This window comes from Herbaspirillum sp. NPDC087042, assembly GCF_044745245.1.
Taxonomy (GTDB): Bacteria; Pseudomonadota; Gammaproteobacteria; order Burkholderiales; family Burkholderiaceae_D; genus Herbaspirillum.
Genome location: NZ_JBIUZW010000003.1, coordinates 137061 through 160968 on the forward strand (window position 1 = coordinate 137061; position 23908 = coordinate 160968).

Here is a 23908-nt window from a genome sequence, read left to right on the forward strand (position 1 = left end):
CTTTAGATCATTGTTTCCTGACGAAATGTTCCGCAGGGCAATACAGGCAGCCCAGGTCGTTCAGGCCGCCCGATGCGCGACCGCCTCGCCGCGCAAACCCGCCACCAGGTTGGCCACGGCCAGTTCGGCCATGGCTTGCCGCGTTTCATGGGTGGCCGAGCCGATATGCGGCAAGGCCACCACATTGGAGAGCCTGAGCAGGGGAGAATCCGCCGGCAGCGGCTCGACCTCGAACACATCCAGCCCGGCGGCATGGATGGTCCGGGCCTGCAGGGCGGCGATCATGGCCGCCTCGTCGACGATGCGACCGCGCGAGGCATTGATGAAGATGGCGCTGCGCTTCATCAGGCCGAACTCGCGCGCACCGATCATGCGTTCGGTCTCGGGCGTCAAGGGCAGCATCAGGCAGACGAAGTCGGATTGCGCCAGCAGCTCGTCGCGGCTGACGTAGCGCGCACCGAGCTCGCGCTCGGCATCGGCATTGGGGCGGGTATTGTGATACAGGATGGGCATGCCAAAGCCATGATGGGCGCGACGCGCCACGGCGCTGCCGATGCGCCCCATGCCGATCAGGCCCAGGGTCTTGCCATGCACGTTCAGGCCGAACTGGGCTTCACCGATACTGCCCTTCCACTGGCCGGCCTTGACATACTCGGCCAGCTCCACCACGCGGCGGGCGGTGACCAGGATCAGGGCCAGGATGGTATCGGCGGTGGCTTCGTTGAGCACGCCCGGGGTATGCGCCAGGATCAGGCCGCGCTGGCGGAAATACGCCAGGTCGAACTGGTCGACGCCCACCGAGATGGTCGAGGCAATCTTCAGCAACGGGGCACCATCGAGCATGGCATTGGTCATCGGCAGGCTGGCGCCGATGATGCCGTGGGCGCCCTTGAGCGCCTCCAGGAAGGCGGGGCGATTGGCGTCGGTGATGCGGTCAAACAGCGTGACGTCGAATTCGGCTTGCAATCGTTCGGTCAAATGGCCTGGCAAGGTCTTGTACACCACTACACGCTGCTTCATCGCTATTCCCGTGAAATTAATACCTGATCCGTCAAGAGATCAATCAAGAACCTTCTACCGTTCGGACTGAGTAGCGGCAAGGCCGCGTATCGAAGGCGCAGCGAAGCCACGTCTTCGATACGGCCCTGACGGGCCTACTCAGTCCGAACGGGACCTGGAAATTGGTCAATCTCACCTAGGACGCGGCCTCCAGCTCGGCACGGGTCGGCAGCCCTTCCATGTCGCCGACCACCTGGATGGCAAAGGCACCGATGCGGTTGCCCCGCATCACCGCCGCCTCCACCGGCAAGCCTTCCAGCATGCCGCTGATGACGCCGACCGCAAAGCCATCGCCGGCACCCACCGTATCGACCACTTCGCGCACCGGCACGCCCGCCACCCTGCCCTCGCCCTGCGCGCTGCGCCAGTAGGCACCCTCGGCGCCGAGCTTGATGACCACCATCTGCACGCCGCGCTCAAGATAGAAGGCGGCGATGTCACGGGCCTCAGTGTAGCCGGTCAGGATCTTTCCTTCAGACAAGCCCGGCAAGACCCAGTCGGCCTTGAAGGCCAGCGCGTTCAACTGCTGCGCCATCACCTCCTGCGAGGGCCACAGCATGGGTCGCAGATTGGGATCGAAGGAAATCGTCTTGCCCTGGCCGCGCATGAAGTCCATCGCATGATGGGCAAAGGCCATGGTGGTCGCCGACAGCGCCGGGGCGATGCCGGTAGCATGCAGGTGGCGCGCGGCGCCGAAGTAGGCGGGATCGAAATCCTCCAGCGACAGATGACTGGCTGCAGACCCCTTGCGGTAATACTCGATGGCCGGATCGGCGCCATCCACGGCCTTGGCCTTGAGCTGGATGGCGGTGCGGAATTCCATGTCGGTCAGCACCCGGCTGACATCAACGCCCTCCTGCGCCACGCGCTGGCGGATGAAGCGTCCAAAGGCATCATTGCCGACCCGGCTGGCCCAGCCCACCTTCAGGCCCAGCCGAGCCAGGCCGATGGCCACGTTGGTTTCGGCGCCGGCCAGGCGGCGCGTGTATTTTTCGACTTCCTCGAAGGGGCCGACCTCGTCGGCCACCAGCAGGGCCAGGGCTTCGCCCCAGGTCACGACATCCAGTTCCATTGCCTTGTCCGTCATTGTGGCACTCGCCTAAACCGTCTTAAATTGTCTTAAATTGTTTTAAACCGCCGCCAGCATGGCCACGTGGCGGCGCGTCGTTTCTTCCAGGTCGCTGCCCACCAGCGGGAACTCGATGGCCCGCAGGATGCCGCCGGGAAAATGCGCAATCAGCGCCTGCCAGTGGCTGTCCTGGGCCTGCAGCGGCACCGCCCGCAGCTTGCCCTTGTGTTCTTGCACGCCCTTGCAATGCACATAGCGCACATGCGGCGCCAGCGAGCGCGCCGCCACCTCGGGGTCCACGCCCTGCCAGTGCCAGTTGCCCATGTCGAAGGTCATGCCGAAGGCATAGCCATTGCCGGTGCACAGCGCCAGGAAACTGACGATGGGCTCCAGCCGGCCGCCTTGCGGGGTCTGGTCGTTCTCCAGCAGGACTTCGATGGGGGAATGCGAGAGGAAGCGCAACAGCGATTGCAGGTCGCTGGCCGCCGAGAAATGACCCAGCGATACCTTCAGGAAACGCGCCCCGACCTCTTCGGCCTCGCCCATGGCCAGGGCGATCTGCTCGCGATCGAAACGGCCATCGGCACCGAACAGTTCGAACGGCGCCGAATAGACTGAGAACAGCTTGTGCTGGTTCAGCAGCTCACGCAGGGCCGCCAGATCCTGCGGCCCGTCGAAGAGCTCGCGCCGTATCTCCAGCCCCGAGGCCCCGGCTGCCGCCACCATCTGCACCAGGTCGCCATGGCCGACACGCCGCACCAGGTCGGCGCCATAGGCCGATGCGGCAACCAGGACCGGGCTCATTTGAGTGCGCCCGCACCGATGAACTGCTTGGCTTCGGGCGTCTGCGGATCGGCGAAGAATTCCTCGGAAGGCCGGGCCTCCCACACCTTGCCCTGGTGCATGAAGACGGTGAGATCGGCCACCCGGCGGGCGAACTCCATCTCGTGCGTCACCAGCAACATGGTCATGCCGCCCCGGGCCAGTTCTTCCATCACCTTCAGCACTTCGGCCGTCAGCTCCGGGTCCAGCGCCGAGGTCACTTCATCGAACAGCATCACCTGCGGCTCCATCGCCAGCGAACGGGCGATGGCCACGCGTTGCTGCTGGCCGCCCGAGAGCTGCTCGGGATAGGCATCCCGCTTGTGCTCCAGGCCAACCTGCTTCAATACCTTGATGGCCGTCTCACGGGCCGTCTCGGTGGCAGTCTTCTTGACGATGCGGGGTGACAGCATGATGTTCTCCTCCACGGTCAGGTGCGGAAAGAGATTGTAATGCTGGAACACCATTCCCACATCCTTGCGCAGCTCAATCAGGTGTTCATGCTTGTTGGTCAGCTTGTGGCCTGCCACCGTGATGCTGCCGCCATCAATGGATTCCAGCCCGTTGATGCAACGCAGCATGGTGCTCTTGCCCGAGCCCGAGCGGCCGATGATGGCGACCACCTGGCCGCGCTCCACCGACAGCGAGATGCCGTTCAGGACCTGGTTGCTACCGAAGCGCTTGGTGATGTTGTCGATCTCAACGATGGGCATGTAATTTCCTCTCTAGGGCGAAGCTGACGCGCGACAGCGGATAGCAGAATACGAAGTAGATGCCGGCCACGATGGGGAAGACCAGGAAGGGCTGGAAGGTCGCATTGCTGACCAGCTTGCCCGCCTGGGCCAGTTCCACCAGGCCGATGATGGAGGCGATCGAGGTGTTCTTGACGATCTGCACCAGGAAGCCCACGGTCGGCGGCAGCGAGATGCGCACCGCCTGCGGCAGGATCACGTAGCGCAGCTGCTGCCAGCGCGTCATGGCCAGGGCGGTGGAGGCTTCCCACTGCGGCAGCGGCACGGCCTCGATGCAACCACGCCAGATCTCGCCCAGGTAGGCGCTGGAGTAGATGGTCATGGCGATGGTGGCGGCCACCATCGGGGGCAGCTTGTAGCCGAAGATCGCCAGTCCGTAGAACGACAGGAACAGGATGATCAGCACCGGCGTGCCCTGGACGATCTGGATATACACCGCCGAGAGCAGGCGCAACGCGCCGATGTGCGAGGTGCGCATCAAGGCCACGATGAAGCCGGCGATGCCGCCGCCAACGAAGGCCAGCACCGACAGCAACAGCGTCCACTGCGCCGCTTCCAGCAGGAAGATGAAATTATCTAGGGAAAATTCAGCGAGCATTACATTCTCCTCGGACGCGCCACGCCCAGGCGGCGACGGCGTTTGAACACGACCAGGCCGATCAGCCAGAAGGCCAGCCGGAACAGCAATGCCAGCAGGATGTAGAGCACCATCACCACCAGGTAGATCTCGAAGCTGCGGAAGGTCTCGGCATCAAGCAGGTTGGCCGTGGCCGTGAGCTCCTCGGCCGAGATCGCCGAGACGATACTGGAGGCCAGCATCATCAGCGTGAACTGGCTGGCCAGGGCCGGATAGACCTTCTCCAGCGCCGGGGTCAGCACCACGTGGCGGATCACCTGCCCGCGCGTCATGGCCAGCGCCTGTGCGGCCTCGATCTGCGAGGGATGGATGGCCATCATGCCGGCGCGCACGATCTCGGTGGAATAGGCTCCCAGGTTGACCGTCATCGCCACCAGCGCGGCGATGTTGGCATCGACCTGCACGCCGATGGAAGGCAGGCCAAAGAAGATGATGAATAGCTGGACCAGGAAGGGCGTGCTGCGGATCAGCTCCACATAGGACGTCACCGCGAAGCGGGCCGGCGCGCTGCCATGGATGGAAATGATGGCGCCGAAGATCCCCACCGCCAAGCCGCAGATCATCGACAGCGCGCTCAGCCGGATGGTAAGCAGCGCGCCGTACAGCAACTGGTCAAGATGCTGGAAGATGAACGCGAACTGAAAGTCATAATGCATCGTGTGTTCCTCCGACAAATCCGCGCCGGCCGCTCATGGCTTCATGCAGCAGCCGGCGCGCGATCTGTTCTTCTCAGGCTGCGGACCGGCTGCCATCGCCATTGCTCCCGGCGATCACAGCCACCCGCAGCCGCTTCTGCTGCGCAGATTCTGTCAATCAGAACACTGGCAGGTTGGGCAGCGGGCCAGCCCACTTGCGCGAGATCGCATCCAGTTCGCCATTGAGCTTGACGTAGTAGATGAAGTTGTTGAGCCACTGCTGCAACTCGTAGGAACCCTTGCGCACGGTCATCGAGTTGGGTTGCACCGAGTAGGGGAACTTGACTTCGATCTTGCCCTGGCCGCGGCTCTTGACGATCTCGTTGGCCATGGTGTTGGGGATGGAAATCGCATCGACCTGGTTCGACAGCAGCGCCTGGGTCACGGTGGAATCATCCTCGAAGCGCACCAGGATCGTACCGGCCGGGGCCAGACGGGTCAGTGCGGTGTCGTTGGTGGAGCCGCGCGAGACACCCACTTTCTTCTTCACCAGGTCATCGAGCTTCTTGTAGTTGCTGCCGACCGGGCCGACGATGGACAACTCGAAGCCGCTGTAGGGAATCGTGAAGAGCACCGACTTGGCACGTTCCGGGGTCGGTGCCAGGGTCGCGGCCAGCATGTCGACCTTGCCCGACTCCAGCGCCGGGATGCGGGCCGGCGGTACCAGCGGCACGATCTCCACTGGCAAGCCCAGATACTTGCCGATCAGGTTGGCGACATCGACGTCATAGCCGATGGGCGTACCCTTGGCATCGACCGAGCCGAACGGCGGCGTGCCGCTGACCACGCCGATGGTGATCTTGCCCTTCTTGGTCAGCTCGGCGATGCTCTGCGCGCTGGCACTGGCGGCGGTCGCCACCGCACAGGTCGCAGCCAGCGTCAGTGCGATGAATTTGGTACTGAAAAGGTTCTTGATGCTCATCCTGGTCTCCTGAAAATACGCCGTCCTGACGGCGGTCCTTGTTGGCACCTGCCCCGGCCCTCCCCTGCGGCCGGACGCTTGCGCCCCTCTTTGCTGCAATGCCTGCTGTGTTCCCGCTCCCACCCCGGCCCGTATGGCGCCGGTACCACTGATCCCTGCTGCTGCGCCCTTGCACTGCGTTTTAAGGTCTTACCAATAGGGCGAATTGTGTCTGGTACCGGTTCCACTCCGGTGCCGCGCTATGCGCGGCTATGGCTTGTATAGGTCGATGAAGAGATTTTCTCGGTCAAGCGTGCGCTCAGGGCGCGCTCGGGATGATCGGCCACGGCGGCAGTCGAGCCGCGACTGATCAGCTTGCCATCCAGCAGGATCTCCCGGCGCATGGAGCGCTCGCCATGGATGCGCACCAGCAGTCGCTCGATGGCGGTAAAGCCGATTTCATACGTCGGTTGTTCGATGGTGCTGATGCCGCTGCCCACCAGGGGCGACCAGGCCAGTTCATCGAAGCACAGCAAGCCCACGTCATCGGGGAAGTTCAGCTTCATGCTGCGCAGCGCCAGCGCGATCTGCAGCGACACCATGCCGTTACCGGCCAAGAGCGCCACGCGCCCGCCACCATCGCGCCGGCGCAGGAAGAATTCGCGCAGCACGGTGGCCACATGGCCGGGCTCGTCCAGGTCCACCTCCAGCGTTTGCGCATGGCAACCGGGCCGCTCCGACATGGCCTGCAGGAACCCCGCCTGCCGTCCCTGGCGCGAACTCACGCCAAAGAGCGACTGCACCACCAGCGCGATATCGGTATAGCCCTGCCCCAGCAGGTGACGCGTAGCCAGTTGCGCGGCCCTGACGTTGTCCAGCCCGACCAGGTCGAAGTCGCAGCCCTCCACATGCCGGTCCAGCAATACCACCGGGAAGGACGCCTGCCCCAGCTCGCGCAGCGGCGTCACGTTGCGCCCCTGGGTGTTGAACAGCAGGCCCTCCACGCTGTAGGAATGCAGGGCCGCCAGCGACTGCTTCTCGCGCGCCTCGTCATTGCCGGTATTGCACAGCATGAGCGTATAGCCATGCTTCTGGCAGGCCGCCTCGGCACCATGCAGCACGGCCACCGAATAGGGATTGAGGATGTCGGCCACCAGCATGCCGATCAGGCGCGTGCGGCCACCCTTCAAGCCACGCGCCATCTGGCTGGGCTGATAGCCCAGACGCGCAATGGTCTTGCCGATCTGCTCGCGCAGCTGCACTGACAGCGCATCGAACTCGCCGCCCAGGTAACGCGATACGCTGGTCTTGGACACACCGGCCTCCCGCGCAACCTGTGCGATGGTGACCCGGTCGTTGCCGGTCTTGGTACTTTGTCTCACTGTTGCCCGCCAAATCAGTTGAACTGCGTCTATCGATTTGTGCTTCACCGGGTTCCGGGCTGCTCATTTATTTGAATCTTTTGGAACCGGTTCCAAGATAGCAGCGTGAATCGGCCAGGTCAAACTTATTTCAGATGAAAAATTTGAGGCCCGGTGATGAAGCCGGGACCATTTTCCTGATGCTACCGAAACGCAACATCACCAACATTGTCACCACGATGCCGGCAGAAGCACTCTGTTGCTGCATTGCAGCCAAGACCGCGCGGCGAGCCCGGGCTCGCTGGACTAGTCCGATCCGGCAGCTTCCATCTTCATGTTTGCTGCATCGCACATGAATACGATATGATGAATAATAATTATTCTCATTATTAATTAACTCATGCCCTCGCTCTCCCCCGGCGCCCTCGCCATCCTGCTCGCATTTACTCCCGCGCTCGTCCTGGCCCAGGTCCAGGCCGACAACAGCACCGCCAGCACCACCAGCGCAACCACCTCTGCCGGTACCGGCCAGCTGCCCACCGTGAACGTGGTCGCCGACGGTCCCTCCCTGAGCAGCTACAAGGCCACGCAAAGCCAGGTCAGCAAATCCGCCACGCCGCTGTCGGAGACCCCGCAATCCATTTCGGTGGTGACCCGCTCGCTGCTGGACAGCCAGCAAGCCGTCTCCCTGGCCGACGCGCTGGAGAACGTACCCGGCGTGGTGGCGCAGCAGTATGGCCGGCGCGGCTGGGATGACCTGATCATCCGTGGCCAGGTGGCCTCGGACTCGCTCTACCTGGATGGCTTGCGCACCGCCGCCAGCAATCGCGTGGCCGAGCAACTGTTCGGCCTGCAGCAGGTGGAAGTGCTCAAGGGACCCGGCTCCCTGCTCTACGGGCTGGTGCTGCCGGGCGGGCTGGTCAACATGGTCAGCAAGCGTCCGCAGGGCGAGGACTTCGCCAACGTCGACGTGACCGTGGGCAGCCACGACTTCTACCAGACCACGGTGGACCTGAACAAAGCGCTGTCGGAGAATGGCAAGCAGGCCTTCCGCATCAATGGACTGGTGTCCAACTCCAATGACGCCACCGACAATGTCTGGTTCAAGAACCGCTACATCGCCCCCTCGCTGTCGCTGGACCTGGGCGCACGCACCGACTTCACCATCCTGACCAGCTACCAGGAGCGCAACTACGTGCGCCAGCAGGGCCTGCCCCTGTCGGGCTCGATCAACAGCAACAGCAACGGCGCACTGCCGCGCAGCCTCTTCATCGGCGAGCCGGGCGCACGTCCCTACAGCGCCACCGAGACCCGCATCGGCTACGCGCTGACCCACCGCTTCGACGATGGCTGGACGCTCAACCACAACCTGCGCTACCAGCAATTCGAGATGAGCGGCCAGCTGGTGGCCAACAATGCGCTCTCCAGCACCGGCACCAGTCTCACCCGTACCGGCACCGACCAGACCTTCGAAGGCCAGACCTTCACCATGGATACCAATGTGCAGCGCAGTTTCCGCACCGCGCTGGGCAAGCACCAGCTGACCCTGGGAACGGACTACATCAACACGCGTGAAGACACGCTCTCCTACACCTGCACGGTGGCCGCCCTCAACGTCTACAACCCGGTCTATGGCGCGCGCCTGAACTGCCCCAGCACACCCAGCACCTACACCTCGACATCAGTCCGCGACACTGGTCTCTACGTGCGCGACCAGATCGACTTTGCCGAGCGTTGGCAGTTGCTGGCCGGCCTGCGCCACGACACCGCATCGACCTACAGCACCAACAAGCGCACCAGCGTCTATACCGACAACCCGGCCAGCGCCACCACCGCATCGGCAGCCCTGATGGTCGAGATGCTGCGCGGCGTGCGTCCCTACATCAGCTACGCGACCTCGTTCTATCCCAACACCGGCACCGACATCAATGGCGGCACCTTCAAGCCCGAGAGCGGCAAGCAATGGGAGGCCGGCGTGAAGTTCGAACTCGATGAAGGCCGCACCAACCTCAATGTCGCGGTGTTCGACCTGCGCCGTCGCAACGTGCTGGTGAGCGACCCCAACAACACCGGCTACAGCATCGCCGTGGGCGAACAGCGTTCGCAGGGTGGCGAGATCGGCATCACCTCCGACTTCAGCAATGGCCTGAGCCTCAACGCCGGCTATTCCTACACGGCCGCCATCGTCACCGACGACGGTGGCCAGAAGACCACCACCGTGGGCCAGTGGCTGGACAACGTGCCGCGTCACAACTTCACCAGCAGTGCGCGCTATCGTCTCAGGGGTGCGCTGCAGGGATGGGAGCTCAATGGCGGCGTGCATGGGCAGAGCATGATGCGCACCAATGGCTATACGCTGCCGGGCTATGTACTCACCGACCTGGGCGTGGCCTACAACGCCGAACGCTGGCGCGCGGCACTGAACGTGAAGAACGTCTTCAACACGCACTACTATGCGGGGGGATTGGCCAAGGCGGTGGCGCTGGGGGATGACCGGACGGTGATGCTGACGCTGGGGTATCGCTACTGAGAATACCCCGATGAATCAAAGCCGGCAGTCGTGAAAGACTGCCGGCTTTTTTTTGCCCTCGACACATCGCGAGATGCGCATCGATGTCCGTCGCAGCAGGTCATTTTCGCGCACGCAAAAGAGGCGATCCCCTTGCAGGGATCGCCTGGAAATAAAGGCCAGAAGGAGCCTATAACGAAACTGAACAACGTTCATGTCAATTCCGGTGTCGATACTAGCCAGCCTGCCCCACGCAATGCAAATCCGCATCGCCTATTCTTCCCATAAATACCGTAAATGATTTGCCGAGCGGCCTCCAACGCCTCTCGCGTTTGGTGCATGACCGGCCGCTTTTCCCGTCCCATGGCGGATTTGCGCTTCATCGGGGTGCGTGCACGGGGGGCCGCGTGCGCAATCCCGGAGCGTCCTAATCATTATTACTAATATTCATCCAGCCGATTCCTAAATAGAATTTGACCGTGTCATGACCCCGGTTGACACTCAGCCACCTCCTTCCTACGAAAGTGGTCTGCCATGAATTCGATTACGCTCGATGTCTACCCCGTCCAGAAGAAAGTCGTCACCGCCGCGCCACCGCATGCGGACTCTCCCGAGATGGATACCCTCATCGCCGACGTCACCGCGCGCCGCGATGAATTCGACCAGCTGGGCCATGTACCGCGCGACCTGATCGCGACGATGAAGCAGGCCGGCATCTTCCGCTCCAGCACTCCGCGCAAGTTCGGTGGCGAGCCGCTGGCACCGGCCGCCTTCCTGGCCATGGTCGAGCGCATCTCCCGCGCCGATGGCTCGGCCGGCTGGGTGGCCGCCTTCGGTTCGGCCAACACTTACCTGGCGGCACTGCCCATCGAGACGCAACGCCAGATCTATGCCGACGGCCCCGACCAGGTCTATGCCGGTGGCCTCTATCCCCTGCAGGAAGCCCGCGCCGTGGACGGTGGCTGGCAGATCTCCGGACGCTGGCATTTCGCCAGCGGCTGCAAGGGCGCCGACTGGATCGGCGTAGGGATCAAGGATCCCGGCGAGAACGCCGACGGCACCGCCAAACCGGCACTGATGGCGGTGATGCCTGCCGGGGAAGTGGAGATCATCGACAACTGGAACGTGGTCGGCATGCAAGGCACCGGCAGCCACGATACGCACTTGCAAAACAAGTTCGTCGCCCACGACTGGACCTGCGCACGCGGTGCGGCCGGCCTCATCGACGAACCGCTGTATCGCTATCCGGCGCTGGCCTACCAGGCGGAAGTCCATGCGGCCGTCAACATCGGCCTGGCGCGCGCCGCACTGGACATCGTCACCGACATGGCCGGTGGCGCCAAGATCATGCCGGGGGCGCTGCGACTGGCCGACCGCGCCTACTACAAGATCAAGCTGGGCATGTCAGAAGCCAAGTGGCGCAGTGCGCGCATGTTCTTCTACGACGCCTGTGAGCAGGCCTGGGAGCAGGTCGTGGCCGGCAATCCCGTCGATGAAGAAACCGACATGATGCTCAAGCTCTCAGCCACCTATGCCGCACGGGTCTCGATGGAAGTGGTCAACGACGCCTACCAGGCCGCCGGCATGGCCGCCATCCAGCGCACTCACCGCCTGCAGCGCATCGTGCGCGATGCCATGGTGGTCACGCAGCATGCGGCCCTGTCCGAACTGAATTACGAAAGCGCTGGCGCGCTTTTTGCAAAGCTGGGAATCAAACGCTGACGCGCCAAGCGTCTGACATCTTTCCCACCCTGCGCGAATACGTTGCAGGTAGATCCTGATCAGCACCTTCTGTTCTGTATTGCCGCCGTGCCTGCCATCTCCACTGGCATCCCACTCACTTTGACAAGAGGACCAAGCTCGTGACCCACACCACCGTCTCTCCACAACGCCGCAAGCTCCTGCTGGGTGCCGCGTCCATGCTCGCCGCAGGGGCCGCCCCTGCCCTGCCAGCCCTGGCCCAGGGTGCGCCTATCACCATCGGGGTGGGCGCCGATCCGGTGTTTACCGCCTTCTTCGTGGCGGCCAACGAAAAGCTCTTCGCCAAGTACGGCGCGCCCAATGTCACGGTGCAGTCCTACACCGATGGCGGCGAGGCGCTCAACGCGCTGGTGGCCAACCAGGTCAACCTGGGCTGTGCCGGCGAACCCACGCACATCGTGCGCCTCTCGCGCGCCGAGTTGCGTCCGCTGGCGGTGACCTACCAGTCCAAGACCTATCTCAAGCTGGTGGCCCGCAAGGAAATCACCTCGGCCGACAAGATCAGGAAGTTCGGCATCGTCGCCGGCTCGGTCTCGGAATACGTCACCGGCCTGACCATCAAGAAACTCAATCTCGATGCCAGCAAGATCGAGATGGTGCGTTCCGGCCCGCCCGAGCTGCCGGCGCTGCTGGCGCGCGGCGACATCGACGCCTACTTCGTCTGGGAACCCTGGCCCACGCTGGGCGTGCAGCAAGGCGGCCACGTCCTGATGACCTGTGGCGACGTCGGCTACACCAGCACGCTGTGGCTCTCGGCCACTGCCGGCTGGCTCGCCGCCAACAAGGAAGTGGCGGGCAATATCCTCAAGGCCCTGGCAGAGGCCGCCGAGATCACCCGCAAGGATCCGCCGCGCGCGGCGCAATCGGTGCAGGCCATCACCCGCATCCCGGTGCCGCAGACACTGAACTCGCTCAAGGACATGGAACCGGTGGTGCGCGACTTCAGCGATACCGACCTGAAGACCGCCAATGCCATCGGTGACTTCCTGCTCTCCAAGCAAGCCATCAAGGCCCCGGTGGATATGGCCAAGGTGTTGCAGCGCGGTTTCTACAAGGGGTAAGCGATGGCCTCGGGATCTTCTGTTTCCATCAAGCGGGTGGGATTGACCATCGGCGCCAACGAGATCATGGCCGGTATCGATCTCGATATCCGTGCCGGTGAATTCGTCTGCCTGCTCGGCCCCTCGGGCTGCGGCAAGTCCACCCTGCTCAATGCGATTGCCGGCTTCCAGGAAGTCAAGGGCGAGATCAGCATCGACGGCCAGCGCGTCAAGGGGCCGGGGCTGGATCGTGGCGTCGTGTTCCAGTCCTCGGAGGCGCTCTTTCCCTGGCTGTCGGTACGCGAGAACGTCGAGTACGGTCTCAAGCTGCGCAGCGTGCCAGCCACCGAGCGGCGGGCGGCGGCCGAGCGCTATGTCTCGCTGGTGGGCCTGAAGCACGCCATCGACAAGTTCCCCGGCGAGTTGTCGGGCGGCATGCGCCAGCGCGCGCAGATCGCCCGCGTGCTGGTCAACGAACCCTCGGTGGTGCTGATGGACGAGCCCTTCGGCGCACTCGATGCGCAGACCCGCGAGGTCCTGCAAAGCGAACTGGACCGCATCTGGAAAAGCACCGGCTGCACCATCGTCTTCGTCACGCATGACATCTGGGAAGCCATCCTGCTGGCCGATCGCGTGGTCACCATGACGGCCGGTCCGCGCGCCCACATCAAGGCCATCGAAAGCATCGACCTGCCCCATCCCCGCGACCCGGCCGATCCGGCCTGCATGGCCCTGTATGCGCGCATCCGCGACGACATCGGCGCCGAAGTCACGCGCGTGCTGCGCGCCCAGGGATTGATCGAAGAGGAACTAGTGAAATGAGCCAGCTCACACAGACAGCCACGCCGGCGGCGCAAGATCCGGCCACGCCCTCCACCTTCGCCCGTCGCCTCAAGGCGGCGCGGCCCTTTCTCATCTCGGTCATTGCCATTGTCGGTGGCCTGGTGCTGTGGCAACTGGTGTCGATGACCACCTCGCCGCTGTTCCTGCCATCGGTCTCGATGACCTGGGCGGCGGCGCTGGAGCTGATCGGCGACGGTACCCTGCAGCAATCGGTGCTGGCCTCGTCCGGACGCATCCTGGCCGGCTGGGGCGCGGGTGTGCTGATCGGCGTGCCGCTGGGGATCTTCATGGGGCGCTTCGAGACGGTGCGGCAATTGCTGGATCCGTATATCGAGTTCTTCCGCTTCATCCCGCCGATCGCCTTCGTCACCCTGGCGGTGATCTGGCTTGGCCCAGGTGAATTGTCGAAAATCGCCCTGATCTTCTATACCACCGTCTTCATCGTCACCTTGAACACCATCGCCGGCGTGCAGGCGGTGAACCCGCTGCGCCTGCGGGCGGCGGCCTCGCTGGGCGCCGGACAGTGGAAGATCCTGACCACCGTGATCCTGCCCTCGACCGTGCCCTTCATGGTCACCGGTGCGCGCATCGCGATGGGCAATTCCTTCCTCACGGTGGTCTCGGCCGAGATCGTGTCGGCGCGTGAGGGCCTGGGCGCCCTGATCTGGACGGCACGCAACTTCAGCCGCACCGAATGGGTGTTCGTGGGCATCATCGCCCTGGGCCTGCTGGGCTACCTGTTCGACCGTGTACTGCGCGTGGCGACCCGCAAGCTGCTGGCGCGCTACCTGTAATCCCCTGCTGCATCCTGCCCGCCTTGCGCTACCGTGCGCAGGGCGGTCCCACAATAAAAGAGAGACTCTGCACCATGACCGACCTGAACCACGAAATCCTGCAACTGAAACGCCGCCTCGACGTGCTCGAAGCCGAGGCCGATATCCGCCGCATCCAGGCACGCTACATGTTCCTGTGCGACACCCCCTGCCCGGAACCGGTGGTCGACGACGCCGAGCGCATCGAAAAGATCCTCGACCTCTATGCCGAGGATGCCATCTGGGAAGGCGTGGGCGCCTACTACGAAGGCCAGTTCGGCCAGGCCGTTGGCAAGGAGGCGATCCGCAAACACTTCCAGGCCTTCTGGGGCCAGAAGAAGGATCCCGAACTGCTCTTGAATGTCCACTACCTGACTTCGGAGCAGATCCACGTCAACGCCGAATGCACCCATGCCGATGGCCAGTGGGTACATTGCCAGCCCTGGATCTTCGGTGACGGTTCCTCACTGCTGCGTTCCAGCCGCCTCAACAACCTGTTCAAGAAGGTCGATGGCGTCTGGAAGATCGCCCGCACCCGCACCGAGAACGTCTTCGTGGCGCCACTGACCAGCGGCTGGGCCAACAACGTGCCGACCTACTCGGTGCTGATGAAGTAATCATTCATATCATTTACTGTTATCCACCATGACCACCCCTCATCCCGCGATCCGCCGCAGCTTCGTCCAGACCAGCGCCGGCGCCATCCATGTCGCCACCGCTGGCGAAGGCAGGCCGGTGCTGCTGCTGCACCAGACGCCGCGCTCCTGGGATGAGTTCCGCGATGTGCTGCCGCGACTGGGGCAGCAGCATCGCGCCATCGCCATCGATACCGTCGGCTTTGGCGATTCATGCCAATTGCCTTTGGAAGAACACAGCATCGAACGCTGGGCCGGCATCGCCATCGAGGTACTGGATCGGATGGAGATCGCCAGGGCCGTGATCGTGGGCCATCACACCGGTGCCGTGACTGCGATGGAAATCGCCGCCTCGGCGCCGCAACGCGTCACCGGCCTGGTGCTGTCGTCCTGCCCTTACAACGATGAGGCCAGGCGCATCGCCCATGCCGGCAAGCGCACCATCGACGACGTCGAAGCCCGCCCTGACGGCAGCCATCTGCAGGAACTCTGGCAGCGGCGCCAGCCTTACTATCCCGAGGGCGATATCGACCTGCTGTCACGCTTCATGGTCGATGCGATCAAGGCCGGACCGATGGCCTCGCAGGGGCATGTGGTAGTGCGCAACTACCGGATGGAAGAACGTATCGGCCTGGTACGGGCACCGACGCTGGTGCTGCAGGCGGGACGCGATCCGCACTCCGCACCCTATGCGCAGCGCGTGGCCGATGCCATTGCAGGAAGTCGCCTGGTCACGCTGGCCGAGGGTATGGTGCCGATGCCGGACCAGTTGCCGGCACCTTTCTCGGAAGCGATCAGCCGCTTCATCGACAGCCTCGCCTGAGGCCGTCGCACCGGTTCAATCGCGCGCGAAATCGTAGTCGCGTTCGACCTTGCAGATGCGGGTCTTGTAGGCCTGGTACCACTTCTCGCGGCCCAGGCGTTGTGCGTGCAGGTGGTCGATGTCGCGCTTCCAGGCGGCAATCGCTTCCAGGCTCTGCCAGTAGGAGACGGTGATGCCGACCTCTTCCCGCGCCGACTCCACACCCAGGAATCCCGGTTGCCTGGAAGCCGCCTCCACCATGGCCTCGGCCATGTCGCCATAGCCGTCGTCGCCGGCGGTACGAAGGGAGGTGAAGATCACGGCGTAGTAGGGGGTGTCCCCGGTGTGGGCTATGGACATGGCTTCTCGCTGGCGGTAGTGGTGAGCAGATAGCAGAACGAGGCGCCATTGTGCCTGCTTTCAGGCAGGGTCGCACAAGGCGGTCAGGTGAGGTCCAGCACCAGCCTGCCACGCGTGACGGCCCCCTGCTCCAGCAGTTCATGCGCACGGGCGATCTCTGCCATCGGCAACACCCGGCTCACGGCCGGTCGCCACACGCCTGCACTGGCCAGGTCGACGACCTGCTGCAGGATGTCCCGGTCTTCCGCGATCATGGCGCGCGTGACCGTGACGCCAAACTCCGCCCCGCGATCGCGTATCGGCGCGGCGACCAGCCAGACCAGATGGCCGCCACGACGCAGTACTGCATAGGAGCGCTCATGCGTGCTACCGCCGACCAGATCGACGACCACATCCTGATCGCGCAGCGTAGAGAAATCCTCGCGGTCGTAGGCGATCACCCGATGCGCCCCCAGCCCGGCCACGTACTCGGCATTGGCATGGCGGCAGGTGGCCGTCACCTCGGCACCAAGATGGCGTGCCAGCTGCACCATCAGGCTGCCCACCGCGCCCGACCCGGCGTGGATCAATACCTTCATGCCGGGCTGTATCGACGCGGTACGCATCAACGGAATCCAGGCGCTGGCACCGGGCTGCAGCAGGGCCGCCGCTTCCTGCATACCCAGGCCAGCCGGCTTGCGCACCAGCTGCTGTTGCGGCAGCACCGCCACCTCCAGCGTGGTGCCGCGCGCCAGCATGCCCGGCATCACGCAGACGGCATCACCGACCTGCACGTCCTCCACGCCTGCGCCGATGGCCGTCACGATGCCGGCACCATCGCGCCCCGGGATCTTGGGCAAGCTGATTGGCACAAGCTGTTGCAACAACCCCGCACGCAGCTTGGTGTCGACCGGTGCCATGCCGGCGGCCTGCATGGCCACCCGCACATGGCCGGGCAAGAGCGGGGCGGCGTCGATGTCGGTGAGCTGCAGCACGGACGGCGGTCCGTATTGATGGTAGGTGATGGCGCGCACGAGGGGCAAAAGCGATGAGTCCAGCCGACAGTGTCGGCGCGGCCGGCGCAAGGGTCAAATCAGTCGTTCTTATCGTTCCGATCCGGGGCAATCATCTTGCCGGCGCGCTGCGATCTAGCCTTGGATCTCTTCGCGCCCGAACATCTCGATGAGCAGGCTGCGCAGCCACTGGATGCCGGAGTCGGACGAGAAGCGCGTATGCGTATAGATGCTCACCGGAATGCGCGGCATCTCCAGCGGCAGGTCCAGCAGCACGAAGGCATGGTCGAGGTTGTGCCGCTCGGCGATGCTGCGCGGCAGGAACAGGGCCAGGTCGGTGATGCGCACGATCTGCGGCGCCACCGTGAAATGCGGCATGCGCAGGGCAACATCGCGCTTGACGCCGGCATTGCGCAGCACATCTTCGGCCAGCTGGTGGCCGGTGGTGTTGGTGGCAGTGTAGACATAGCGCAGCTGCAACAGGGCTTCCAGCGTCAGCGGCCCGTTGGCCAGCGGGTGCTCCCGGCGCAGCATGCAGATGTAGTCGTCGTAGAGCACCAGCTGGCTCTGGCAATCCTCGGGCAAGCCCGGCAGGTAGCCGAAGGCCAGGTCGATATCGCCATTGCGCATGGCCGCGCCCAGGCTGTCCATGGCCATCTGCTGCACCTCGATGGAGACATGCGGCGCGGCATGAGCCAGCTCTTCCATGAGCAGCGGCAGGACGTGGCTGCAGGACATGTCCGACATCACCAGCCGGAAAGTGCGCGTGGCCGTGGCCGGATCGAACTGCGCCTGCGTATGCAGGGCGTCGTGGAGGATGGCCAACGCGCGGGAAATCGGTTCATGCAGGCGGATGGCGGTCTCGGTGGGCAGCATGGTCGAGGTGCTGCGCACGAAGAGCGGATCGTCGAACATCTCGCGCAGCCGCCGCAAGGCATGGCTGACCGCAGGCTGGGTCAGGTGCAGGCGATCGGCGGCGGCGGTGAGGCTGCGCAACTCCCAGATGACGATGAAGGTCTTGAGCAGGTTCAGGTCCACGGTGGCGATATTCATTTGCTTCATGCGCGACATTCCAGACAATCATTTGACCCATGATTTGCTCACGGTCTATTGTTCATCCCAGAACGCACGCCTGTGTGCGCTGCGTTCTCCCTCTCTCCTGCTGATCGACATCCGCCTTCCCGGTGCCAGTGTGCGTAAAAGGATAACGGCGCCCCGCGCCCGGTGTCATCTCTTTTTTTTGGAAAGCATACGACATGAAAACCGAATTTCGCGATGCCATGGCGCGCCTGTCGGCAGCGGTCAACATCATCACCACCGATGGTCCTGCCGGGCGCGCGGCCATCACGGTCAGCGCCGTCAGTTCGGTCTCGGACGAACCGGCGACGCTGCTGGTGTGCATCAACCAGAAGAGTGCCGCACACGCCATCCTGGTGGCCAATGGCCGGCTGTGTGTCAATGTCCTGGCCGCGCATCACGAGGACCTCGCGCGCCTGATCGCCGGCATGACCGGACTGGCCCCGGCCGAGCGCATGGATCACGTGCAGTGGGAGACCGGCGAGCACGGCCAGCCTACCCTGCCCGATGCACTGGCGGTGCTGGAGGGCGACATCGTGCTGCAACAGCAGGCCGGCACGCACGGCGTGTTCTTCGTGGAGATCCGGCATATCCGTCTGGAGCAGACGGCGGGCGACGGCCTGGCCTATTTCGGGCGCCGCTTCCATCGCATGGCGGCCACGGCCGCGCTAGCAACGGCGGCCTAGAAGCGGCCCGCAACGACATCCTGAACAACAGGCAGGGGCCCATCCGCATGCCGTTCAGGAATGGTCAGGAAATTTTTTTGCTAATGAGAATCATTTTTATTGAATGTTGTTTATAATTGTAAAATCCTGTATCAAAAAGAAACACTTCACCGGATCCAGGATACAAAAACCAGAAATCCGCCAGCCACCCTCACGATGACGGCGCGGTCCGCTGTGACCGCCGCTCTATACGTTGCTCAAAGCCAGCCAGGAGAACATCAACACTTTCTCTCGGACCCTTGCCATGAGCTACATTAAAAGCCGCAAGCACGCGCAGGCTGCGCGCCAGCCTGCACTGACCGCTACCCACCTCGCCGTTGCCGGCGCCCTGCTGTTGCCCGCCATGGGCGCCCACGCCCAGGCCACCGGCAGCACGCTTCCCAAGCTGGAAGTCACCGCCACCCAGGAATCGGATTACAAGGCCGACAAGGCCTCCTCCGCCAAGTACAGCCAGCCGCTGGTGGATACCCCGCAGACACTGACCGTGATCAAGAAGCAGCTGATCGACCAGCAAGGCGCCACCACCCTGACCGAAGCCCTGCGCAACAGCCCCGGCGTCGGCACCTTCTATCTCGGTGAGAACGGCAGCACCAGCACCGGCGACGCCATCTACATGCGCGGCTTCGATGCCTCCAGCGCGATCTTCGTCGATAACGTGCGCGACCTCGGCTCGATCTCGCGCGACATGTTCAACATCCAGCAGGTCGAAGTCCTCAAGGGCCCCGCCGGCACCGACAACGGTCGCGGCTCGCCCACCGGCTCGATCAACCTGGTCACCAAGCAGGCCGAGATGAGCAACTTCTTCAATGCCTCGGCCACCTACGGCAGCTGGAACCAGAAGCGCGCCACCGCCGACTGGAACAAGGTCCTGGACGAAGACCGTGGCATCGCCATGCGCCTGAATCTGATGAAGCAGGACAGCGGCGTACCCGGCCGCCACGAAGTCAAGAACGACCGCACCGGCATCGCGCCGTCGCTGGCCTTCGGCCTGAACAGCCCGACCCGGGTGTTCCTGAACTACGTCCACATCGACCAGGACAACGTGCCTGACGGCGGCGTGCCGACCATCGGCCTGCCCGGCTATACCTCGCCGGATACGCGCAGCTATCTCACCTCGGCGGCGCGGGTCAATTCGGCCAATTTCTATGGGCTCTCCGGAGACTACGACAAGGTCACCTCCGACATGTTCACCGCGCGCGTGGAGCATGATTTCTCGCCCGACGTGAAACTGCAGAACACCACCCGCTACGCCAAGACCAGCCAGGATTACCTGCTGACCTCCTTCATGGGAACGGCAGCCAACCTGGTTACGCCCTCGGCCAGCAATCCGTCCGGCTGGACGATCTCGCGCTCCAACCCGACCCGCAAGGACCAGAGCAACGAGATCATCACCAACCAGACCAATATCACCGCCGACCTGCAGACCGGTGGCCTCAAGCACACCCTGGTCGGCGGCGTCGAGTTCACCGAGGAAAAGCAGCACGCCCTGTCCTTCACGCGGGGCGGCACGCTGTCGGTGGCCAACCTGTACAACCCCAATCCGAACGACCCCAAGACCTACACGATGACGGCCACCGGCTACAACGATGGCAAGACCGATACCGTCTCGGCCTATTTGTTCGACACCCTGAAGTTCAACGAGCATTGGTCCCTCAATGGCGGCATCCGCGAAGACCACTACCGCACCACCTACTACTCCAACGCGGCGGGTACCATCACCAACCTGTCGACCTCGGGCAACCTGTTCAACTGGAAACTGGCCGCCATCTACAAGCCCACCAGCTACAGCAGCATCTACGCCTTGTACGCCACCTCCCAGCAACCGCCGGGCGGCGCCAACTTTGCCCTGAGTGCCGCGTCCAACAGCGCCGCCAACGCCAACTACGTGCCGCAGAAGACCAAGACCTCGGAGCTGGGTACCAAGTGGGACCTGCTCGACAAGAAGCTGGCCGTGACCGCCGCCCTGTTCCGCACCGAAGTCAACAATGAGGTCGAACTCGACGCCACTTCCGGCCAGTACTTCCAGACCGGCAAGAAGACCGTGCAAGGGATAGAGCTGGGCGTCACCGGTGACGTCACCAGCAACCTCTCGCTGACGGCCGGCTACACCTACATGAAGACCAAGGTCGACAGTGGCGCCATCGTCACGGCGGCAGGCGAAAACAACCTGGCCTACACGCCCAAGCAGGCCTTCACGTCCTGGGCCACCTACCGCCTGCCGCAAGGCTTTACCGTGGGCGGCGGTGCACGCTACGTGAGCTCGCTGCTGCGCGGCACCGATGGCGCGGTCGGCACGCCCAAGTATGCCAACGCCTACTGGGTCTTCGATGGCATGGTCGGTTACGTGATCAACAAGAACGTGGACCTGCAGTTGAATCTGTACAATATTTTCGACAAGGACTACGTAGCGGCGATCAACAAGAGCGGCTATCGTTACACCCCGGGTACACCGCGTTCCGTGGCACTGACGGCCAACTTCAAGTTCTGATCCTGCGCATGGCAATGGCTTGATCTGCCTCAGCCCGGTTGACACCGGCCTTGTCCAGAATGGTGTCGCCGGCCGGATCCAGCCAAGGAACAGCCAGACTTGACGGCCCCTCCTTCCCGGAGGGGCTTTTTCATTCGCAACAGGAGAATTCCATCATGATGCTGCATATCCCAGAGGTCCTCACCACCGAGCAGGTCCGTCACATTCGCACCGAACTGGCGCGCAGCGACTGGGTGGATGGACGCGCGACCGTGGGCGACCAGGGCGCCCGGGTCAAGCGCAACCGGCAACTGCCGGAGCATTCGCCGCTGGGCTTCCAGCTGGGCGAGATCATCCTGGAGGCGCTGCGCAAGAATCCCCTGTTCTTTGCCGCCGCCCTGCCCAGGAAGACCATGCCGCCGCTGTTCAACAGCTACGAAGGCGGCGAGCACTACGGCCTGCATGTGGATGGCTCGGTACGCCACCTGCCCAATGGCGCGGGCAGCATCCGCACCGATGTCTCATCCACGCTGTTCCTGTCGGACCCCGAGGAATACGAGGGTGGCGAGCTGGTGGTGGTCGACACCTATGGCACCCACGAAGTCAAGCTGCCGGCGGGTGACCTGATCGTCTACCCCTCCACCAGCCTGCACCGAGTCGAGCCGGTCACCGCTGGCGCGCGCGTGTGCTCCTTCTTCTGGAGCCAGAGCATGATCCGCGACGACTGGAAGCGCAGCATGCTCTTCGAGCTGGACCGCAACATCTACAGCCTGCGCGAGAAGATCGGCGATACCGAGGAAGTGTTGGGCCTGACCGGGCACTATCACAACCTGCTGCGGCAGTGGGCGGAGATCTGATTTTTTAAATTGTTTACTCGCCACAACGCAAATCAAATGCAAAGGCCGTCCGGCATGACCCGGACGGCCTTTTTTACTGCCACTTCAGTTCGGTGCTATCAGACGAAGCGCCCGATCGCCGCGATCACCGCATCGCGCACGGAGCCGCTGACCACGAAGTCCTGCGCGGCGCGCACGTCGTCATGGAACCAGCGATCCCCCTCCAGGCAAGCCGGGATCTGGCGACGGATTTCCGCGTAGGCGGCCTGCGTGCCCTGACCCAGTTCGAAGCCCTTGAGCAAATCCTCGGTCATGGTCAGTGCCTGCGCCGCCAGCAGCATTTCCACACCGATGATGTATTGCGTGTTCTGCACCACCGTCATGGCCTTGCGCGCGCACCAGGTCGAGTTGGAGATGTGGTCTTCGCTATTGCCCTTGGACGGGATGCTGTCCACGCTGCCCGGCATGCACAGGGTGCGGTTTTCCATCACCAGCGAACTCATCGAGCATTGCACCACCGGATAGCCGGTGTTCACGCCACGGATACCGCTCATCAGGTTGCGTGGCAAACCCCACGACAGGGTCGGGTCGATCAGGCGGGCGATGCGGCGCTCGCAGATGCTGCCCAGGTCGGTGATGGCCATGGCCAGCAAGTCCATCGCCTGTGCCAGGTACTGGCCGTGGAAGTTGCCGCCGGAGATGATCTCGAAACCCTCGCCGTCTTCCTTGTTGAAGATCAGCGGGTTGTCGGTGGCGGAGTTGGTCTCCTTCTCGATGATGGTGTCGATGTAGTCCAGCGCATCGAACACCGGGCCATACACCTGCGGTGCGCAGCGCAGCGAATACACGTCCTGGATGCGCGCGGTATAGGGAATGTCGGTGCGACGCAGTTCGTCCGGCAGTTGCACCGCGCGGGCCTCATGGGTGGTGCGGGTGGAGCCCTTCAGGAGCGTGCGGATCACCGCCGCCGTCTTGATCTGGCCCGCATGCGGACGCGCCTGCTGGATGCGCGGATCGAAGGCCGCCATCTCGGCGCGCATCGCTTCCAGTGTCAGGCCCAGCGACAGGCAGGCATCGGTGAGCAGGTGACGGGCATCGTGCGCGGCCAGGATGGCCACGGCCAGCGAGGCGGTGCAACCGTTGATGAGCGCCGAGGCATCCTTGGCCTTGAGGTCGAACCTGACCGGGCCGATGCCGGCCAGCTCGATGGCTTGGGTGGCGCGCATGCGCTGGCCCTGGTACATCACCTCGGCCTCGTCGAAGCCGGCGATGGCGGCGGCCAGATAGGCCAGCGGTGCCAGGTCACCGGAGGCGCCCACCGAGCCCTTCTGCGGCATGATCGGGTGGATGCCGGCATTGATGAAGGCCAGCAGGCGATCCACCACTTCCACGCGCGGCGCGGAATAGTTGGAGGCGAAGGCATTGGCGCGCAGGAGCATGGTGGCGCGGCTGACCTCTTCCGAGAAGGGCTCGCCGATGCCGCCGCTGTGGGCGCGGATCATCTGGGTCTGGAACAGCTCGATGTGCTCGACCTTGATGCGGGTGTCCTTCAACAGGCCCACGCCGGTGTTGAAGCTGTACATCATCGGCGCTTCATCGTGCATCCAGGTGCTTTCGATGTAGTCGCGGCTTTGCTTCAGGGCAGCGCGGGAAGAGTCGGCCAGGGCCACCTTCAGGTGCGGCGCGCGGGCCACGCTGATGACTTGCTGGGCGGTGAGGTTGAAGCCGTCTATGGTAATGGTTTGCATCGTTT

At 63.6% G+C, this 23908-nt stretch carries 22 protein-coding genes; 10 read left to right on the forward strand and 12 right to left on the reverse strand.

The genetic code is table 11. The annotated features are described in order from the left end of the window. Positions 1 to 60: 60 nt before the first annotated feature. The 8 genes from ACIPHN_RS06350 to ACIPHN_RS06385 all read right to left on the reverse strand — a co-directional run bounded on the left by ACIPHN_RS06350 (position 61) and on the right by ACIPHN_RS06385 (position 7317). Positions 61 to 1020, reverse strand: a complete 960-nt coding sequence (locus ACIPHN_RS06350; protein WP_400434317.1) for a 2-hydroxyacid dehydrogenase — start codon at positions 1018 to 1020, stop codon at positions 61 to 63. A 175-nt stretch (positions 1021 to 1195) separates the two neighbouring features. Then, on the reverse strand, positions 1196 to 2146 hold the full coding sequence (locus ACIPHN_RS06355; RefSeq protein ID WP_400434320.1) for a sugar kinase: 951 nt from the start codon (positions 2144 to 2146) through the stop codon (positions 1196 to 1198). Between the two features lie 42 nt (positions 2147 to 2188). Next, the gene (locus ACIPHN_RS06360; RefSeq protein WP_400434323.1) at positions 2189 to 2932 is read right to left on the reverse strand and encodes a sugar phosphate isomerase/epimerase family protein; all 744 of its coding nucleotides are present in this window, start codon (positions 2930 to 2932) and stop codon (positions 2189 to 2191) included. Continuing rightward, positions 2929 to 3663 carry an amino acid ABC transporter ATP-binding protein gene (locus tag ACIPHN_RS06365; RefSeq protein WP_400434326.1) on the reverse strand — a complete coding sequence of 245 codons (735 nt, stop codon included), beginning with the start codon at positions 3661 to 3663 and terminating at the stop codon, positions 2929 to 2931. The genes ACIPHN_RS06360 and ACIPHN_RS06365 overlap by 4 nt, the downstream gene beginning before the upstream one ends. After that, positions 3650 to 4300, reverse strand: coding sequence for an amino acid ABC transporter permease (locus tag ACIPHN_RS06370; protein ID WP_400434329.1), 651 nt, complete (start codon positions 4298 to 4300; stop codon positions 3650 to 3652). Before ACIPHN_RS06370 ends, ACIPHN_RS06365 begins: the two co-directional genes overlap by 14 nt. Then, entirely contained in the window at positions 4300 to 4995 is a 696-nt protein-coding gene (locus tag ACIPHN_RS06375) for an amino acid ABC transporter permease (RefSeq protein ID WP_400434332.1), read from the reverse strand. Before ACIPHN_RS06375 ends, ACIPHN_RS06370 begins: the two co-directional genes overlap by 1 nt. 157 nt (positions 4996 to 5152) lie before the next feature. Further along, positions 5153 to 5956 carry a transporter substrate-binding domain-containing protein gene (locus ACIPHN_RS06380; RefSeq protein WP_400434335.1) on the reverse strand — a complete coding sequence of 268 codons (804 nt, stop codon included), beginning with the start codon at positions 5954 to 5956 and terminating at the stop codon, positions 5153 to 5155. 239 nt (positions 5957 to 6195) lie between these two features. Next, on the reverse strand, positions 6196 to 7317 hold the full coding sequence (locus tag ACIPHN_RS06385; RefSeq protein ID WP_400434338.1) for a LacI family DNA-binding transcriptional regulator: 1122 nt from the start codon (positions 7315 to 7317) through the stop codon (positions 6196 to 6198). A gap of 379 nt (positions 7318 to 7696) precedes the next feature. On the opposite strand from ACIPHN_RS06385, the gene ACIPHN_RS06390 reads away from it, so the two are divergent. The 7 genes from ACIPHN_RS06390 (at position 7697) to ACIPHN_RS06420 (ending at position 15719) form a co-directional block, all read left to right on the forward strand. Continuing rightward, positions 7697 to 9826, forward strand: a complete 2130-nt coding sequence (locus ACIPHN_RS06390; RefSeq protein ID WP_400434341.1) for a TonB-dependent siderophore receptor — start codon at positions 7697 to 7699, stop codon at positions 9824 to 9826. A 513-nt stretch (positions 9827 to 10339) separates the two neighbouring features. Further along, the gene (locus tag ACIPHN_RS06395; protein WP_400434344.1) at positions 10340 to 11527 is read left to right on the forward strand and encodes an acyl-CoA dehydrogenase family protein; all 1188 of its coding nucleotides are present in this window, start codon (positions 10340 to 10342) and stop codon (positions 11525 to 11527) included. 140 nt (positions 11528 to 11667) lie between these two features. Continuing rightward, a complete protein-coding gene (locus ACIPHN_RS06400; protein ID WP_400434347.1) occupies positions 11668 to 12627 on the forward strand; it encodes an ABC transporter substrate-binding protein in 960 nt (319 codons plus the stop codon). 3 nt (positions 12628 to 12630) lie between these two features. After that, positions 12631 to 13428 carry an ABC transporter ATP-binding protein gene (locus ACIPHN_RS06405; RefSeq protein ID WP_400434350.1) on the forward strand — a complete coding sequence of 266 codons (798 nt, stop codon included), beginning with the start codon at positions 12631 to 12633 and terminating at the stop codon, positions 13426 to 13428. Next, positions 13425 to 14243 carry an ABC transporter permease gene (locus ACIPHN_RS06410; RefSeq protein WP_400434353.1) on the forward strand — a complete coding sequence of 273 codons (819 nt, stop codon included), beginning with the start codon at positions 13425 to 13427 and terminating at the stop codon, positions 14241 to 14243. Before ACIPHN_RS06405 ends, ACIPHN_RS06410 begins: the two co-directional genes overlap by 4 nt. A gap of 74 nt (positions 14244 to 14317) precedes the next feature. Continuing rightward, positions 14318 to 14878: a nuclear transport factor 2 family protein gene (locus tag ACIPHN_RS06415; RefSeq protein WP_400434355.1), complete on the forward strand. Its 561-nt coding sequence runs from the start codon at positions 14318 to 14320 to the stop codon at positions 14876 to 14878. A gap of 28 nt (positions 14879 to 14906) precedes the next feature. After that, entirely contained in the window at positions 14907 to 15719 is an 813-nt protein-coding gene (locus ACIPHN_RS06420; protein WP_400434358.1) for an alpha/beta fold hydrolase, read from the forward strand. 15 nt (positions 15720 to 15734) lie between these two features. On the opposite strand, the gene ACIPHN_RS06425 is transcribed toward ACIPHN_RS06420, so the two are convergent. The 3 genes from ACIPHN_RS06425 to ACIPHN_RS06435 form a co-directional block, all read right to left on the reverse strand. Continuing rightward, positions 15735 to 16058 carry an antibiotic biosynthesis monooxygenase family protein gene (locus ACIPHN_RS06425; RefSeq protein ID WP_400434361.1) on the reverse strand — a complete coding sequence of 108 codons (324 nt, stop codon included), beginning with the start codon at positions 16056 to 16058 and terminating at the stop codon, positions 15735 to 15737. An 83-nt stretch (positions 16059 to 16141) separates the two neighbouring features. Continuing rightward, positions 16142 to 17032: an NADP-dependent oxidoreductase gene (locus ACIPHN_RS06430; RefSeq protein WP_400434364.1), complete on the reverse strand. Its 891-nt coding sequence runs from the start codon at positions 17030 to 17032 to the stop codon at positions 16142 to 16144. A gap of 153 nt (positions 17033 to 17185) precedes the next feature. Further along, positions 17186 to 18112 (reverse strand): LysR family transcriptional regulator, encoded by a 927-nt coding sequence (locus tag ACIPHN_RS06435; RefSeq protein ID WP_400434367.1) that lies wholly within the window; start codon positions 18110 to 18112, stop codon positions 17186 to 17188. A gap of 194 nt (positions 18113 to 18306) precedes the next feature. Between ACIPHN_RS06435 and ACIPHN_RS06440 the strand changes: the two genes are divergently transcribed. The 3 genes from ACIPHN_RS06440 to ACIPHN_RS06450 all read left to right on the forward strand — a co-directional run bounded on the left by ACIPHN_RS06440 (position 18307) and on the right by ACIPHN_RS06450 (position 22176). Beyond that, complete coding sequence (locus ACIPHN_RS06440; RefSeq protein WP_400434370.1) at positions 18307 to 18813, forward strand: flavin reductase; 507 nt, start codon at positions 18307 to 18309, stop codon at positions 18811 to 18813. A 283-nt stretch (positions 18814 to 19096) separates the two neighbouring features. Further along, positions 19097 to 21340, forward strand: coding sequence for a catecholate siderophore receptor Fiu (locus ACIPHN_RS06445; protein WP_400434373.1), 2244 nt, complete (start codon positions 19097 to 19099; stop codon positions 21338 to 21340). Between the two features lie 155 nt (positions 21341 to 21495). Beyond that, positions 21496 to 22176, forward strand: coding sequence for a Fe2+-dependent dioxygenase (locus ACIPHN_RS06450; protein ID WP_400434376.1), 681 nt, complete (start codon positions 21496 to 21498; stop codon positions 22174 to 22176). A gap of 98 nt (positions 22177 to 22274) precedes the next feature. Here the strand turns inward: ACIPHN_RS06450 and hutH are convergent, their stop codons facing one another. Beyond that, positions 22275 to 23903 carry a histidine ammonia-lyase gene (gene hutH, locus ACIPHN_RS06455; RefSeq protein WP_400434379.1) on the reverse strand — a complete coding sequence of 543 codons (1629 nt, stop codon included), beginning with the start codon at positions 23901 to 23903 and terminating at the stop codon, positions 22275 to 22277. Between the last annotated feature and the right edge of the window lie 5 nt (positions 23904 to 23908).